Origin of the sequence: Polynucleobacter sp. (assembly GCF_044342855.1) — a bacterium.
Lineage (GTDB): Bacteria > Pseudomonadota > Gammaproteobacteria > Burkholderiales > Burkholderiaceae > Polynucleobacter.
Genome location: NZ_JBIIPA010000003.1, coordinates 54435 through 69774, shown reverse-complemented (window position 1 = coordinate 69774; position 15340 = coordinate 54435). Strand labels below are relative to the sequence as shown.

At 47.4% G+C, this 15340-nt stretch carries 15 protein-coding genes; 4 read left to right on the top strand and 11 right to left on the bottom strand.

Features of this window, described 5'->3' with window-relative positions; genetic code table 11:
* The 8 genes from hprK to ACIQZ3_RS01965 all read right to left on the bottom strand — a co-directional run bounded on the left by hprK (nt 1) and on the right by ACIQZ3_RS01965 (nt 5568).
* Nucleotides 1–990 (bottom strand): HPr(Ser) kinase/phosphatase, encoded by a 990-nt coding sequence (gene hprK / locus ACIQZ3_RS02000; RefSeq protein WP_397389907.1) that lies wholly within the window; start codon nt 988–990, stop codon nt 1–3.
* On the bottom strand, nt 987–1445 hold the full coding sequence (locus ACIQZ3_RS01995) for a PTS sugar transporter subunit IIA (protein WP_397389906.1): 459 nt from the start codon (nt 1443–1445) through the stop codon (nt 987–989). The genes hprK and ACIQZ3_RS01995 overlap by 4 nt, the downstream gene beginning before the upstream one ends.
* Nucleotides 1446–1478: 33 nt before the next feature.
* Complete coding sequence (gene hpf / locus ACIQZ3_RS01990; protein WP_397389905.1) at nt 1479–1802, bottom strand: ribosome hibernation-promoting factor, HPF/YfiA family; 324 nt, start codon at nt 1800–1802, stop codon at nt 1479–1481.
* 191 nt (nt 1803–1993) lie between these two features.
* Nucleotides 1994–2761, bottom strand: coding sequence for an LPS export ABC transporter ATP-binding protein (gene lptB, locus ACIQZ3_RS01985; protein ID WP_397389904.1), 768 nt, complete (start codon nt 2759–2761; stop codon nt 1994–1996).
* Complete coding sequence (lptA, locus tag ACIQZ3_RS01980) at nt 2758–3315, bottom strand: lipopolysaccharide transport periplasmic protein LptA (RefSeq protein ID WP_397389903.1); 558 nt, start codon at nt 3313–3315, stop codon at nt 2758–2760. Before lptA ends, lptB begins: the two co-directional genes overlap by 4 nt.
* Entirely contained in the window at nt 3312–3956 is a 645-nt protein-coding gene (gene lptC, locus ACIQZ3_RS01975) for an LPS export ABC transporter periplasmic protein LptC (RefSeq protein WP_397389902.1), read from the bottom strand. The genes lptA and lptC overlap by 4 nt, the downstream gene beginning before the upstream one ends.
* A gap of 11 nt (nt 3957–3967) precedes the next feature.
* Nucleotides 3968–4540: a KdsC family phosphatase gene (locus ACIQZ3_RS01970; protein WP_397389901.1), complete on the bottom strand. Its 573-nt coding sequence runs from the start codon at nt 4538–4540 to the stop codon at nt 3968–3970.
* Between the two features lie 35 nt (nt 4541–4575).
* Entirely contained in the window at nt 4576–5568 is a 993-nt protein-coding gene (locus tag ACIQZ3_RS01965; protein ID WP_397389900.1) for an SIS domain-containing protein, read from the bottom strand.
* An 11-nt stretch (nt 5569–5579) separates the two neighbouring features.
* On the opposite strand from ACIQZ3_RS01965, the gene ACIQZ3_RS01960 reads away from it, so the two are divergent.
* Complete coding sequence (locus ACIQZ3_RS01960) at nt 5580–7562, top strand: monovalent cation:proton antiporter-2 (CPA2) family protein (RefSeq protein WP_397389899.1); 1983 nt, start codon at nt 5580–5582, stop codon at nt 7560–7562.
* 25 nt (nt 7563–7587) lie between these two features.
* Here the strand turns inward: ACIQZ3_RS01960 and uvrA are convergent, their stop codons facing one another.
* A complete protein-coding gene (gene uvrA, locus ACIQZ3_RS01955; protein ID WP_397389898.1) occupies nt 7588–10476 on the bottom strand; it encodes an excinuclease ABC subunit UvrA in 2889 nt (962 codons plus the stop codon).
* 37 nt (nt 10477–10513) lie between these two features.
* On the opposite strand from uvrA, the gene ACIQZ3_RS01950 reads away from it, so the two are divergent.
* From ACIQZ3_RS01950 to ACIQZ3_RS01940, 3 genes are all read left to right on the top strand, one after another.
* Nucleotides 10514–11698: an MFS transporter gene (locus tag ACIQZ3_RS01950; protein ID WP_397389897.1), complete on the top strand. Its 1185-nt coding sequence runs from the start codon at nt 10514–10516 to the stop codon at nt 11696–11698.
* An 80-nt stretch (nt 11699–11778) separates the two neighbouring features.
* Entirely contained in the window at nt 11779–12234 is a 456-nt protein-coding gene (ssb, locus tag ACIQZ3_RS01945) for a single-stranded DNA-binding protein (protein WP_215333974.1), read from the top strand.
* A gap of 127 nt (nt 12235–12361) precedes the next feature.
* Nucleotides 12362–13597: a hypothetical protein gene (locus ACIQZ3_RS01940; RefSeq protein ID WP_397389896.1), complete on the top strand. Its 1236-nt coding sequence runs from the start codon at nt 12362–12364 to the stop codon at nt 13595–13597.
* Here the strand turns inward: ACIQZ3_RS01940 and queF are convergent, their stop codons facing one another.
* Both queF and ACIQZ3_RS01930 read right to left on the bottom strand, forming a co-directional pair.
* The gene (gene queF, locus ACIQZ3_RS01935; RefSeq protein WP_397389895.1) at nt 13598–14425 is read right to left on the bottom strand and encodes an NADPH-dependent 7-cyano-7-deazaguanine reductase QueF; all 828 of its coding nucleotides are present in this window, start codon (nt 14423–14425) and stop codon (nt 13598–13600) included.
* Entirely contained in the window at nt 14425–15333 is a 909-nt protein-coding gene (locus tag ACIQZ3_RS01930; RefSeq protein ID WP_215333972.1) for a 5'-nucleotidase, read from the bottom strand. Before ACIQZ3_RS01930 ends, queF begins: the two co-directional genes overlap by 1 nt.
* Nucleotides 15334–15340: the final 7 nt, after the last annotated feature.

The window sequence follows — 15340 nt, the reverse complement described above, 5'->3', positions numbered from 1 at the left end:
TTAAATCAGTCGACCTTGTGACTTAGAGGATTCAGCCTCAGCATTCATTTGCAAGCGCTGGCGCTCCATAAATTCTTTTAAGGTATCAATGCCGCGCAATTGCAAAATAGTATTGCGCACTGCGGCTTCTACGAGAACCGCTAAGTTGCGTCCTGCAGCTACCTGAATTTTGACGGTTCTAATTGGAATGCCCAGCACGCTAATATGCTGTGCTTCCAATGGAAGGCGCTCAAACTCACCATCATTGCGACGAACCAGCTGCACTATCAAGCGTAATTTCAATTTACGGCGTACGGCTGTTTCACCAAATATGGTGCGAATATCTAATAAGCCCAATCCACGAACCTCTAAGAGGTTACGCAAGATCACTGGGCAGCGACCCTCAATGTAGTCTGGACCGAGACGGGCAAAGTCCACCGCATCATCAGCTACCAAGCCATGACCACGAGAAATCAGCTCTAGACCTAATTCGCTTTTGCCTAAGCCAGATTCACCCATGATTAAGACGCCTAAGCCCAAGATGTCCATGAATACACCATGCATGGTGATCTGAGGCGCGCCAATCTTAGTGAGGTAGGTGCGCAGGTGATCAATCACCTCGGCAGCCGAGATGGCCGTTGTGAAAAGTGGGGTGGAGGATCTTTGGCAAAAGAGTTGTAGATCAGCGTCAGCTGCCTTGCCATCAGCCACAATGACACATGGAGGCGTTTTAGAAATTAAGCTGGAGATCTGCTCTTGTCTTTGCTTTGGCTCCAGTTCGGCATGATAGTAAACCTCTTGCTCACCAAAAATCTGAATACGGCTTGGGTGAATTAGATTTAAGTGGCCTACGAGATCCGAGCTAGCTGCAGCTGCTTTAACAGCCTCTGGAGGAAAGGTGCGGTCTGCACCTTCTAGGCCGCCAATCCAAGAGAGCTTTAAGTCAGAGACATTGTCATCAAAGATCTGTTGGGCTGTAACCCCCTCAAGGAGTAAGGGTTGGGTGGTCAAGCTGAGCCCCAGGTTTGTAGCAGCTGGCACACCTTCTCTGGACTATCTTCTAAGGCAAGCGACTTACGGGCGTCTTGGTCAGATAGGAGTTGTGCAATCGAGGACAGAATTTCTAGATGCTGCTGAGTTGCTTTTTCGGGAACAAGCAAAAAAATCAAAATAGAGACTGCTTCACCATCGGGTGCTGCAAATTCAATTGGCTCTTTTAATTTGACGAAGGCGGCAATCGGATGCTTGAGCCCCTTTACGCGGCCATGGGGGATGGCTACGCCAGCACCTAAGGCAGTTGAGCCTAAGTCCTCGCGAGCGTTTAAGAAGCCAACAATGGCTTCAGCTTCCAATCCTGCTTGCTTGGCAAAGAGTTGTCCTGCGGCCGCAAATGCCTCAGCCCGATTTTTACAGGGGCTATTTAAGGCAATGCGTTCTAAAGCGAAAAGATTGGTCAGGGCATTCATGTCGGTTGATTATAGGTGTCCTGACGCTTTACATCACTCAAAATGTTTTTCGTGGTGATGATCTTGGATTTTTTCTTTGTACTTGACTACTTGACGTTCAAGTTTATCAACCACCGCATCCATTGCGTGATAAAGATCGGCGTTATGGGCTTCAGCAAAAATTTCTTTGCCTTTGAGGTGAATGGTGATCTCAGCTGTTTGACGAAGATTTTTTTCTTTGGCGTTATCGACAATCAAAAATGCTGAAGCATCTAGAACGTGGTCAAAGTGTTTGCGAATTTTTGCTAACCCAGCCTCAAGGTGGGAACGCATAGCTGGAGTAACTTCAACATGACGGCTATTAATTTTCAGATTCATCAGCAGCTCCTATTCATAGCAAAACAAAATGCATGCGCAAATAATTACCCGGGGTGCGCAGCATGCCCCTGTAATGTTGTACTTGTTTATATGAAAATGGACTTCATGAGCCTCCAGCGTATCAGCGATTTTGCTGAAAACCAAGGGGGCAGAGCATTTTTATTTAATAAATATTCAAAAACTCTGAATATTTACATGCGGAAGTTTTCGCCTAGGTAAACTCTTCTGACGGCATCATTCTCGATAATTTGGTCTGGCTTGCCTTCTGCCAGCACACTGCCTTCGCTGATGATATAGGCGTGGTCGCAAATACCTAAAGTTTCTCGAACATTGTGGTCGGTGATGAGAACGCCAATCTGGCGGTCTCTTAAGAAGCGCACAATCCGCTGGATCTCTCCAACTGCAATTGGATCAACGCCGGCAAAAGGCTCATCGAGCAAAATAAACTTGGGTTGGGAGGCTAGTGCTCTAGCAATCTCAACACGACGACGTTCGCCACCGGACAGAGAGAGGGCAGGGTTGTTGCGAAGATGGCTGATTTGGAGTTCGCCCAAGAGCTCATCTAAGCGATGTGCTATCTCTGCCTTGCTTAATGGTTTACCGCCTTGTACTTGCAGCTCTAATACAGCCTGAATATTTTCAGCCACATTTAACTTGCGAAATACAGAAGCCTCTTGCGGGAGGTAGGACAAGCCCATGCGGGCGCGTTCATGAATTGGAAGATGAGTGATGTCAGTGCCGTCTAGAACAATGCTGCCACCATCTAAAGGAACCAGTCCAACAATCATGTAGAAGGAGGTTGTTTTACCAGCGCCATTTGGGCCTAGGAGTCCAACTACTTCACCACACTTGACCTCCACTGATACGTCACGCACCACCGTACGAGATCCGTAACGCTTTTGAAGATCCTGCGCGCTTAAGGTTGCCGAGTTTTGATTGTTACTGGAGTCCGTCGTCATTTCTCTAGTGTAGCTTTTCTTCTTGGTGAAAGGATGGCTCTAGCCAGCGGGAGGTCTTCGGCTTTGGCATTTGCCGGCGGCGAGACTTTATAGCTTTGTTGAACATCGTCGTAGTCAATTTTCCAGCCACGCAATTGATCCAGCATCCGCATATTGTGAAGACGCTTTAAGCTGGCATCCCCAGTTAGGATCAGGAGTTCGATTTTTGCATTGTAAGTAACCGTTTGACCGCGGCCCTGCATGAACTCATTGGCAGGCCCTTCACGTCGTTGTCTAAAGCTGGCAGTGGATTCGGGATTACCTTGAACATCAACGTATTCATATCCCTCGGGATCAACTTTGATATTACCTTTCTCGCCGGTAATCAAAATACTGCCTTTGGTTAAGAGTACCTGACCATCCAGCTCATAAACTTGCTGGACATCATTTACGGAAACTTTTTCAGCTTCCAAAATAACTGGTTTATCTTGATCCGCTTTTTCGGCATGAGCATGGGTAATAAAACAGGACGTCAATAGTGAAAAAGATAGAACGAGTTTACGCAGGAAGATCATGGCTGCGCTCCAGGTTGAACGCGCTCGATACGGCCTCTCACCTGGCCAGATAAAACCATGCTTTGTTCGATGTTATTAAAGACGCCACCATCAGTTGAGCGAATAACAGAAAGACCTTGCTCAAGCGCAATGGGTTTATCAGTCTCAATAACGTCGTCATTGATGAGTACTTTGAAATACGAAGAGCGTGCAAGCATGCGAGGTCTTGCTGGCTCAGTTGCTGTAGCAGCTTGCGGTGGTCGAAAGATTTCAGCGTTATCAATCAAGTCGAGAATTGTTAGATCACCATCCAAGTGACCTGTATCTGCTTTAACGGTAACGGGTGATTTTTCAGGTGGGAACAAACGTATCTGAGGCGTTTCAATATCGATTGAAGCATCATCGTCATAGTGAGTCACTGTCTTGCCTAATACTCGATATTTGGTATTGCCAGATTCATTGAGTGCAGATAAAGCACCATTGTTAATAATGTAATCGGGCTCATGTAAGCGGACGCGTTCGATGGCGGACTTTTCTGCCGGAGAATTTTTCTTGACCAGCCAAAATGTGACGAGGGTTAGTGTGCCCATCAAGATCAAAGGCATTAGACGTAATAAGGCGCGCCAGATACTCAGTTTGATTTGTTGGGTATTTAGTTGCATTGCGAAAGACCTTAAGCGCGCGCCTGAGCGAGTAATTCGCCATAGCGGTTTTGTGCTTTCAGGATCAGATCGCACACTTCACGTACCGCGCCACTACCACCGGATCTGGTCGTGACAAAGTGAGCAGTTTCTTTTACAGCATCATGCCCTTGTGAGGGGCATACCTTTAAGCCTGCAGACTTCATCATCTGAAAATCAGGCCAGTCATCACCCATCACAGCGCACTCAGATGACTTCAGTTCAAGTGATTGCAAAATCTTTTCCAGGGCTGCAGCTTTATTTTCAACGCCCATGTGTACGTGCTTTATACCGAGCTCATCGCAGCGCGCTAAAACCATTTTGGAACTACGTCCAGTGATGATGGCTGTTGGGATACCAATTTTTTCTAAGAGCTTGATTCCTAATCCATCTTGAATATCAAAGGCCTTCAGAGATTCTTTGCCGTTTTCACCAATAAATACTTGGCCATTTGTCAGTACACCATCAACATCTAGAACGAGAAGCTTAACTGCCCCAGCGCGTTCCCAAGCTTGTGGATATTGACTCAGGGGGTTAGTGTTGTGAACGTTAAAGGCGCTAGGCATAGGTTGAGTAAATGAATGATTGGTTGGTAAGCGACTTAAATAACTTTAGCGGCAAATAGATCATGGAGGTTCAGTGCGCCAAGCAGTGAACCGGTTGGATCGGTTACTACTAAATGGTTGATGCGATGTTTTTCCATCATCTCAATAGCTTCTTCCGCCAATAACTCCGGAGGAATTGTGCGCGGTGCTGCAGTAATTGCTTTTTCTAAAGTGAGACCATCTAAATTGGTGCTCTTCTCTAATAGGCGGCGCAAGTCACCATCAGTAAAAATGCCAGCAACTTTATTTGACTTGTCTAAAGTAACTACCATACCCATGCGCTTAGCAGTCATCTCAAGTAAAGCATCTTGCAGAGAGGCGGAGATTGCAATCTTAGGAGTCTCATCAAGGCTGCGCATGACTTCACTGACATGCATGAGCTGTTTACGACCCAAGCGACCGCCTGGATGTGAGCGTTGAAAATCTTCCGCCTGAAAGCCGCGAGCATCTAACAGGGCAACAGCTAGAGCGTCGCCCATAGCTAGTGCTGCTGTTGTACTAGTAGTTGGGGCTAAATTAAGGGGGCAGGCTTCTTTTTCAACACTGGTATCTAAATGAGCATCTGCCAACTTTGCTAAAGAAGAATTTGGTGCACCGGTAAGCGCAATCAGTTTTGCGCCAGTACGCTTAACGATCGGTACGATCGTGAGCAGCTCGTCGGTCTCACCAGAATTGGAGAGGGCAACAAAGACATCATCACGAGTCACCATCCCAAGGTCGCCATGACTAGCTTCCGCAGGGTGGACAAAAAAAGCGGGTGAGCCAGTAGAGGCAAAAGTAGCTGCAATCTTGCGAGCAATATGACCCGATTTGCCAATTCCAGAGACGACAATGCGGCCTTTGCAGGAGTGCAGTAGCTCTACTGCCAATACAAGGGCGTCTGCATTAGCGCCTTCAAGGCGATCACGCATTGTGTGCAGTGCAGCAGCCTCAATGGTGAGGGTGTCGCGCGCAAGCTTTAGGGTTCGGTCACGAGTCTTAGCTATCATGGGGTGAGTATATGCCGTCAGTCCTTCAGTTAACTCTCATCTTGCTGGCCTCCGGAGTGGCCGGGGTAGTTATTTTCCGCTATTTTGGGCTACCCCCTATTTTGGGCTATCTAGCCATCGGCGTCCTCATTGGGCCGCACGCCCTTGGTTTGGCCAATGATTCCGCCACAGTCAAGTATTTGGCTGAATTCGGTGTGGTTTTCTTGATGTTCTCGATTGGCCTGGAATTTAATCTCCATAAGTTGCGGGCTATGCGAACCATCGTATTTGGCTTGGGCGGCAGTCAGGTCATTTTGACCATGCTCCTGGCGGTCCCTGCTAGCTTGCTAATGAACTGGATTTACCCCATTTCTTGGCAGGCTGCCATTGCTCTGGGGGGTGCCTTGGCGATGTCCTCAACCGCCATCGTCACCAAACTCATTTCTGATCGCTCAGAAATCGAAACTGAGCATGGACGCAACATCATCGGTATTTTGTTATTCCAGGATTTGGCAGTGGTATTCCTGTTGATTTTGTTGCCCTCGCTGGGCAAGAATCCCGGAGACCTATTCTTGGCGCTCACGGCAGCATCCATCAAGATTACGGTGGCATTGGTTCTGATTTTTGTAATTGGCCAAACCTTGATGAGTCGTTGGTTTAGTTTGGTTGCTAAGTTGCGCTCCCAAGAGCTCTTCATGCTTAACCTCTTACTCATTGTTTTGGGTATGGCAGGTCTTACTGAGCACTTTGGCTTATCGCTAGCGCTTGGGGCTTTCTTGGCAGGCATGTTGATTGCAGAGACGCCTTATCGTCATCAAGTGGAGGAGGACGTCAAGCCATTTAGGGATGTGCTCCTAGGCCTCTTCTTTATTACTGTTGGCATGCTGCTGGATTTTGAGGTGATCTATCAACAGGGGATGCTCGTCCTTCTCTTGCTGATTGGACCTCTGGTCTTTAAGTTTGGTTTGATTGCTTTACTGTCGCGTGCTTTTGGGTCAAGTCCTGGAATCTCTATTCGAACGGGTTTGTGTTTGGCGCAGGCTGGTGAATTCGGTTTCGTTCTCTTAAATCAAATCGATGGCTTGGATTTAATTGATCCCGCTTTGAGTCAGGCGGTATTGGCAGCGATGTTGCTCTCGATGTTTGGTGCACCTTTCTTGATTCAACACAGCGATCGTATTGCGATGCGCTTTTCTAGTAATGAGTGGTTATTGCAATCGTTGGCACTGACACGTGTTGCCGCAAAAAGTGTCCGCACAGAAAACCATGTCGTCATTTGTGGGTTTGGTCGCTCAGGGCAAAGCTTGGCTCGCATGCTCGATCAAGAAAAAATTCCCTACATTGCTTTAGACATGGATCCAGATCGCGTGAAAGAGGCCGCTGCCGCTGGTGACAACGTAGTCTATGGTGATGCCAGCCGAGAAAATTATTTAGTGGCTGCCGGCTTATCGAGAGCAAAAGCAGTGGTGATCACCTACGCGGATACTCCGGCAACATTGAAAGTATTGCATCAAGTCGAGCATCTTCGCCCTGGCATGACTGTATTAGTACGCACAAAAGATGATGCAGATTTAGCAAAGCTGCAAGCTGCCGGCGCAACAGAGGTGGTCCCCGAGTTAATTGAAGGCAGTCTCATGATGGCCTCACACGTCTTGTTGATGATGGGCGTCCCCATGCGTAAGGTCGTACGTCGTATTACAAGTGCACGTGAAGCTCGTTATAGCCTTCTGCGTGGCTACTTCCGTGGTGTTGCCGATGAGGTGGACTCCAAGGAATCGTGGCGTTTGCATTCAGTGACTTTGCTGCCTGAGTCAGCCAGTATTGGGCAGACTCTTGAAGAGTTGCATCTTGAAAATGAAGGTGTGAGCGTACAAGCAGTCAGACGAAAAGTGGGCGGCTCTGACTATGTCAAATTAGAGCTCACCCCAGACTTGCGTTTACAAGCTAACGACATCTTGGTGCTTTCAGGCAATTCAGAGGCGACTGATTTAGCCGAATCTAAATTGCTTGGATGATGTAATTCAACGGATTTAGTTTGAGTTACTTTTTCTTTTTGGCGGGCGCTGGTTTACGAACTAGCAGTGGCGCTAAGTAGTGACCAGTAAAACTAGCTTCGTTCTTAGCAACTTCTTCTGGTGTACCAGTAGCAATAATCTGTCCGCCGCCAGCGCCACCTTTAGGACCCAAGTCAATAATCCAATCGGCAGTTTTGATCACGTCTAAATTGTGCTCAATGATGACAATCGTATTGCCTTGTTTCTTGAGGGTTTGAAGAACACTCAGTAGTAGCTGAATATCATGGAAATGTAAGCCCGTAGTTGGCTCATCCAAGATGTAAAGAGTTCTGCCAGTATCGCGTTTAGAAAGTTCTAGCGAGAGTTTGACGCGTTGCGCTTCACCGCCAGATAAGGTCGTGGCGCTTTGACCTAGCTTGACGTAGCCTAAGCCAACATCGAGCAAGGTTTTGAGTTTACGTTTAACGATGGGAACTGCTTCAAAGAACTCGTGGGCTTGCTCGATAGTCATCGAGAGCACTTCATGAATATTCTTACCTTTGTAGCGAATATCTAAAGTCTCGCGGTTATAACGTTTGCCGTGACAAACGTCGCAAGGTACATAGACATCGGGCAAGAAATGCATTTCTACTTTAATGACGCCATCACCTTCACAGGCATCACAACGACCACCTTTGACGTTGAAAGAAAAACGTCCTGCTTCGTAACCGCGCTCGCGTGAAGCGGGTACGCCGCAAAAGAGCTCTCTGATTGGTGTAAATAATCCGGTATAGGTCGCTGGGTTAGAGCGAGGCGTTCTGCCAATTGGGGATTGATCTACGCTGATGACTTTGTCGAAATTCTCTAAGCCTTTGATTACGTCATGTGCTGCCGGCTCTGCATTCGAGCCGTAGATATGTTGCGCAACTGCGTGGTGCAGCGTGTCGTTAATTAGTGTCGATTTGCCAGAGCCAGATACGCCGGTGACGCAGGTTAGTAGGCCGACTGGAATCTTGGCGTGAACGGATTGCAAGTTGTTGCCACGTGCGCCGATGATTTCTAAAAACTTGTCATTTACTGGAATGCGTTTTTCTGGAACGGCAATCCATTCGCGACCAGATAGGTAGGCACCAGTTAAGGACTTTGGATTGGCCTCAACTTCTGCGGGAGTGCCTTCTGCGACGACTTCACCGCCATGAACGCCAGCACCAGGACCAATGTCAATGACATAGTCAGAGGCGCGAATCATATCTTCATCATGCTCAACTACCAGCACGCTATTACCTAGATCGCGCAAATGCTTCAGAGTGCCGATGAGTCGATCGTTATCGCGCTGATGCAATCCAATGGAGGGCTCATCTAATACATACATGACACCGGTCAGGCCAGAACCAATCTGAGAGGCCAGGCGAATGCGCTGCGCCTCACCACCGGAGAGGGTGTCGGCACTACGCTCTAGAGAGAGATAGTCCAATCCCACGTCATTGAGGAAGCGTAGGCGTGAACCAATCTCTTTGACAATCTTGTCAGCTATTTCTCGTTTGGCACCTTTGAGTTCTAAAGACTCAAAATATTCCTTAGCTTCTTTTAAAGGCAGGGCGCTGATTTCATAAATGGCGCGTGATTGCTTGCCGTCACCCACTTTGACAAAGCGAGCTTCTTTGCGTAAACGACTGCCACTACATGCTGGACAAGTTTGTACATTTTGATAGCGTGACAATTCCTCACGAACTGTTGATGATTCAGTCTCACGATAGCGACGCTCGAAGTTGGCAACAATGCCCTCAAAAGCATGCTCACGAATACTATTCTTGCCGCGCTCATTGATGTATTCAAATGGAATAGTGATATCACCTGAGCCCAGCAAAATGAGATCTTGTTGTTTCTTATTCAGGGTCTCAAAAGGCTTCTCGACATCAAAGCCACCATGCTTGGCCAGTGTCTGTAAGAGTTTGAAGTAAAACTGATTGCGACGATCCCAACCTTTGATAGCGCCAGATGCTAGCGATAAATCGGGGTGAGCAACAATCCGTTTTGGATCGAAGAAAGATTGGTGGCCTAAGCCATCACAGGATGGGCACGCACCCATCGGGTTATTAAACGAGAAGAGGCGTGGCTCTAGTTCTTGTAAGGAATACGAACAAATTGGGCAAGCAAATTTGCTGGAGAAAATCATCTCCTTGCCGGTATCCATATTGACGATCATGGCTTTGCCGTCAGCAAGGCGCAATGCAGTCTCAAACGACTCTGCCAAACGCTGCTGAATATCCGGACGCACTTTAATGCGATCAACAACCACTTCAATAGAGTGCTTATCGTTTTTCTTTAGAGTCGGTAGTTGATCAACTTCAAAGATCTCTGCTTTAGCAGTATTGGTTGTGCCGCCACCAGAGCGGACACGAAAGCGCACAAATCCTTGCGCTTGTAGATCTTGGAATAAATCGACAAACTCACCTTTGCGCTCGCTGACTACTGGAGCCAAGATCATGAGCTTCGTATCTTCCGGCATGGCCAAAACGGTATCTACCATTTGAGAAACGCTTTGTGCCTCTAGTGGCAAATCATGATCTGGGCAATGTGGTGTTCCAGCGCGGGCAAACAATAAACGCAGGTAATCATGAATTTCCGTAACCGTACCTACGGTTGAGCGGGGGTTGTGGCTAGTTGCTTTTTGCTCAATCGAGATTGCGGGGGAGAGGCCTTCGATCGTATCGACATCTGGCTTTTCCATTAACTGCAAAAACTGACGTGCGTAGGCAGATAGTGACTCAACATAGCGACGTTGACCTTCGGCATACAGGGTGTCAAAAGCTAAAGAGCTTTTGCCAGAGCCAGATAGGCCGGTCAAAACGACCAATTTCTCTCTAGGGATATCTAGATTGATGTTTTTGAGGTTGTGCGTGCGCGCACCGCGGATCTTAATTTCGTTATTCATGATTTTTTAGCGTAACTTGTTAATATAGCCCTTTCCCATGAATCCTTCTGAACTTCGCTCCACTCTGGCCTTAGCAGGCATCTTTGGCCTCCGTATGCTGGGCTTTTTCCTGCTTTTGCCGGTTTTCAGCATTCATGCACGGGGCTTGCCTGGTGGCGAGCATGCCCTTTGGGTTGGATTAACCCTTGGAATCTTCAATATTGTTCAGGCCTGCTTCTATATCCCCTTAGGCCGCCTTTCTGACCGCATTGGCCGAAAACCAGTCGTTTTATGGGGACTTTCTTTATTTGTAGCGGGCGCCTTAATTTGCGCAGCTCAAGACGATCTTCTTTGGATTGCTATCGGTCGCGGGGTAATGGGCGCTGGCGCGGTTTCAGCTGCGATCTCCGCCTGGGTTGCTGATTTAACGCGTGAGCAGGTTCGCACTCGTGCCATGGCATTGGTGGGTGGCAGCATTGCACTTTCATTTGCGCTATCGCTTGTGATTGCTGCGCCAATCTATCGCTTAATTAGTTTGAGTGGAATTTTTGTAGTGCTGGCAGTGTTGGGTATTGGGGCGATGTTTGTTGCCTACTGCGTTCTACCAAGCACCAAGCCTGAGGCCAAGCTGCAACAAGCCAGTTTGAAAGAAGTATTTTTGCGTCCTGAGTTAATGCGTCTGAATGCAGGCGTGTTTGTATTGCATGCAACTCAAGTAGCGATGTTCTTGGTAGTGCCGCGTTTATTGGTGCAAGCGGGTCTGCCATTAGCATCCCATTGGCAGGTTTATCTTCCAGTTGTCTTGTTATCTTTTTTCTTGATGGCACCAATTCTGATTTTTGGTGAAAAGAAGCAGCAATTAAGAACCATCCTATTAGTGGCAATTGTTTTGCTTTTGATTGCTGAAGTGTTGTTTACAAATACCGCTTCGATTACATCCATCGCAATTGCTTTATTGATTTACTTTGTGGGCTTTAACTTACTTGAAGCCTTGCAACCATCATTAGTATCCCGCTTTGCCAAAGAATCTAAAGGTACTGCATTGGGCGTTTACAACACAACTCAATCAATTGGCCTCTTTATAGGCGCTGTAATTGGGGGTTATCTGATGGATAGCCATGGTGATTTATCGGTCTTTGTGATGGGCGCGGTGCTACTTTTATGCTGGCTTATAATTGCCTGGTCGATGGGCGAAATGCCAACGAGAGTCACAGCATCAAAGGATATAGCGGCAAAGACATAACCGTAGCTTCATTGGTTTAATTTAAGCGAGCAGTTTATTTTTAGCAGTAATAACAGCAGTATTTTTCTTCGGGAGACAACATGGCTTCGGTAAATAAAGTCATCATCGTAGGTAACGTAGGGCGCGACCCAGAAACACGTTACATGCCAAGCGGCGACGCCGTAACAAACATTTCAGTAGCGACATCAGATCGTTACAAAGATAAGCAGTCTGGCGAAATGAAAGAAACCACAGAATGGCACCGCGTTGCATTCTTTGGAAAGCTTGCAGAGATCGCTGGTCAATATCTCAAAAAAGGTTCACAGGTTTACGTAGAAGGTCGTTTGCGTACACGCAAATGGACTGATGCTAGTGGCCAGGAAAAATATTCCACTGAGATCGTTGCAGAAACAATGCAAATGCTTGGTGGCAAGCCAGTAGGTGGCAGTGGTGATGGTGGTGAAAGCTATAGCCGCTCAAAGCCGGCTGAGCAGTCTGCACCAGCATCTTCAAATGCTGCATCCCTCGGTGCTATGGATGACGATATTCCATTTTAATTAGTACGTAAGCAGTCATTTGACTGCGTAGCGATTAACCCCAGCAAGCATGCGCTTCCTGGGGTTTTCTTTTAGATACAGGTACATGCAAATGCTTGATTCTCAGTATTCACCTTAAAATGTGCCTATGAATTTCCCAGGGATAATCAAATCTCCACTTTTGGCATGTATAGCCATTTGCATTGCAGCTTTGCCTCAATCGTCCTTTGCGGCGCCATTTTTCTTTCCAGATATGAACCCCTCTTTTGTCAAAGGGGACCCTCCTGATTGGTTGCATGATGGTCGAGGCAATGATGGATACCTCACGATTAGTTCGGAAGTGATTCCTGTGAGTAGTTGTACGCAAATGGCTAGCCGTAGTTTTTGGGGATCCGATAAAACGCAGCTCGTGTTGTCAGTTGTGACTCAGGGCTTCAAGGGTAAGCTGGATAAGTTAGAAATTCCCATTGCTACCTTTGATGGCAGAGAGGGTGGCTCTGAGTGCGCCTCATTGAGCACCACTCCTTTATCCATAGTACCCATGACGGTGCTGGGAACTTATTCCCTATTCAACCCAGGAGCACTCTCTTTGGTGCTGAATGTTCGAAGTTCGAGCGACTCTAATCAGGATTTCATTGGGTCAGCCAAATTGCTGTTGGGGGCTGCTGCAATTGTGGCGACTGGGGGTTCAGCAGCTGCGATTGGCGGGATTTCAGCAACAGTAGGAAATTCGGTAGTGGGTGAGACCCAAAAGAAAGCGAATAGTCTTTTGCAGGGAATGGTTGATGCTAAGGTCCCGGTGACCTTTAACTGGTCAGAATTACGCAAAGGGATTCAAGCAGTTGAAATGCTGGTTTACAAAGCCGATCAAAGTGTTGGCAATCTTACTGACAAGCAAATTCTGCAATTACAAAAAGACCCCAAATCAGAAAAGCAATTGCTATTTACTGTGAAGCTGGAATTTCAATTTTTCCGCAGCATGTTTTACCCGACAGTCTCCCACATCGAGGGATTGGCAAGTCGAGAAAATCTCTCATCTGAATATATTTTGAATTTCCAAATGCCTGGCTCGGGCCAAAATTTTATGCAGATCTTAAATAGTTCAGCCCCTAGTTTGCTGCAACGGATTTCCAAAGCAGAAGGCTCTGATTTGGCAAAAGCTTGTTCTTCGGGATTTACAAAACTGAAGACGGCTGGGCTTGATGATGTCGATAGCGCCATCGTGATGAAATCATTTGTTGATGAAGCCAAGGGCAGTGAAGCTTGGTATGCAAGCCCAGCATTAGTTAAAAGCTGTTTCTCGCAAGTGCCGAGTATTCAAAAAAATCTTGAGCTGATTTACGGTCCCAGCTTAGCACCATCAAAACAGGTGCTCGAGCCTTAGTTATTGCCTAGCGTGGCGGGTATTGTCTGGCCAAGGCGCATTGTGATCGGTGCGGAAAGGGTTAATGTCTAATCCACCGCGTCGTGTGTAACGCGCATAGACAGAAAGTTTCTCCGGTTTGCACTGCCGCTTGATATCGCAAAAGATAGTTTCAACGCAATGCTCATGAAACTCACCTTTTTGCCTGAATCCGATCAGGTAGCGGAGTAAACCTTCTTCCAAAATTGGACGACCCTGATAGCGAATCTGCACACTTGCCCAATCTGGTTGACCGGTCACCGGGCAATTCGATTTGAGTAGATGAGAAACCAAACATTGCTCGATCGGCCCAAAAGATTCATTTACCTCTAGCAGGCTAGGATCGGCAGACAGGCTCGGATCGATCTCAATATCCAGACGGTCCATGAGAACGCCACTCATCTCCTGCATTCCTTTTTTGGCAACCGCTTCAGTTGGATTAATGCGAGTTGTAATTTTGCCGCCTGCTACTGCGGATAAATCCGTAATCAATCTTTCGCGCACTTCGGCCTCATCTTCAAAGCGGGCGCTATTCAGACTATTGAGATAGAGCTTGAATGACTTGGATTCAATCATGTTGGGCGAGTCTGCTGGAATCTGAAACTCTGCCAAAGCGATCTGGGGTTTCCCTTTTTTATTGAGCCAGCCAAGCTCAAAGGCATTCCAAATATCAACGCCTACAAAAGGCAATGCTTGATTGGGTTTGATATCGAGTTTGAGACGATTCTCGGAACGCGGAATAGGAAAGAGCAGGCTCGGATCATATTGATCGGGATATTGTGTTGCCTGGCCAAGTGGAATGGTGGACATTAGCTTTTAGGTTTATTAGAGACGCCAGATACAACGTGACCAGTAGGTGCTACTGATGCAGCGGATTGGCAGTGACCTGTTTGGTCATCAAAGAAAAAGTCTGGTTCAAACTCGCGGAGGAATTCACTCTTGGAGAGTCCACCGAGGAACATGGCTTCATCTACGTCGATACCCCAGGCCATCAAGGTGCGAATGGCACGTTCATGTGCAGGTGCAGAGCGAGCGGTAACTAAGGCGGTACGAATACGCATACCTTTTTCGCTGGTACTACGTTGCAAGCGATGCAGCGCTTCTAGCAAAGGCTTGAATGGACCTGGCGGTAAAGGGATCGCAGCTTTCTTGCTTTCATGATCCACAAAGGCTACTAAGCCTTCGCTCTGAAATACTTGCTCCGCTTCATCGGAGAAAAGAACGGCATCTCCGTCAAATGCTATACGGATTTCATTCGGGTGAGACTCTGCGGTTTTGCTGGATTCTGGATAAACGCGCGCCGCAGGAAAGCCTGCATCAATCGTTGCACGTACATCATCTTCATTGGCCGAGAGAAACAAGTTGGCATGTAGCGAGCGCAGGTAGTGATAAGGCGGACGGCCTCTAGTAAATACGCCACGCTCTAAATGCAGGCCATGGTGCTCAGCAGAGCGGAATACGCGTAAGCCGCTAACTGGGTCATTGCGGGAGAGAATGACTACTTCAACGCGCTGTTCACCTTCTTCATTAAAAGCGAGCAACTTCTTTACCAATGGAAATGCAACGCCGGTTTGAGCTGCTTTAGATAAGCGCTCTAATTGCAGTTTCATGTAAGCGCTGTCATCAGTAGATTCAAAGATACGATTCTCTTCTTCGAAATCAAACAAAGCACGCGATGAAATCGCAACGACGAGTTTTCCGGTGAGTGTGTATGACATTACGTGT